The following is an 856-nucleotide window of genomic DNA, read 5'->3' on the forward strand; positions in this document are numbered from 1 at the left end:
AGACCCTGTTTAAATTTTATTGAGTAAAAGTTTTATAGCTGATAGTTTTACCATCTCTTCGGCCGTTTCCATAAGTAATTCGTATTGACGACATAACCTTCGGTCATTATCGAACCAAGAAAATGTTCGTTCGATTACCCATCTTTTAGGTTGTACTTGAAAGATTTTTTTATCGGTTCTTAACTTTATTTGGAGCAAATAGCCAAAGTTTTTTCTTATTTGCTCTATTATTTCTCCTCGATAGCCTCCGTCTGCTATAATTACCTTCACACTACTCCATAAATTCTTTAAAACTCGCATCAACTGCAAGGCGGCTTGTCCATCATGAATATTAGCTACCGTCACCATGATTGCTATTAGAAATCCATTTTTATCTACTATCACATGTCTTTTTACACCTTTCACTTTCTTATTCCCATCAACCCCATTCAAAGAACGATTATTGCCCCAACGGACGCTTTGGCTATCCATGACACCAAGACTGGGTAGAGCGTTTTGCCCTATTTTAACCCGTACTTTTCCTCGCAACTTTTCTAATAACTCATCAAACTCTTCTAATTCAACCCATTTACGAAAGTAGTAATAGACTAATTGCCATTTGGGAAAATCATTTGGTAATAGTCGCCATTGACATCCTGTTTTTACAACATAAAGTACTGCATTCCATATAGTTCGTAGGCAATGTTTTCGTTTCCTATTTGGATACTGTAAGGTTTTTTTGATAAATTGCCATTGGGCATCGGTTAAATCTGTTGAATACATCTCTCTTTTTTGTTTAGTCACTTCAAAGAAAGTGTTTTTATAAGTTTTTCCTTTGCCCTTATTTATTTTTATTCAGTATTTTTAAACAGACTCT

Annotated in this window: 1 protein-coding gene; it reads right to left on the reverse strand. The window is 34.8% G+C overall.

Features of this window, described 5'->3' with window-relative positions:
• Positions 1–9: 9 nt before the first annotated feature.
• Positions 10–762, reverse strand: coding sequence for an IS5 family transposase (locus ABR854_RS25710; RefSeq protein WP_350268725.1), 753 nt, complete (start codon positions 760–762; stop codon positions 10–12).
• Between the last annotated feature and the right edge of the window lie 94 nt (positions 763–856).

Source organism: Emticicia sp. W12TSBA100-4, assembly GCF_040253585.1.
Classification (GTDB): Bacteria; Bacteroidota; Bacteroidia; order Cytophagales; family Spirosomataceae; genus Emticicia.

What these genes read in the sequence shown, in the direction of transcription:
- ABR854_RS25710 (WP_350268725.1), bottom strand. Translation starts at nt 762, where the DNA reads ATGTATTCAACAGATTTAACCGATGCCCAATGGCAATTTATCAAAAAA.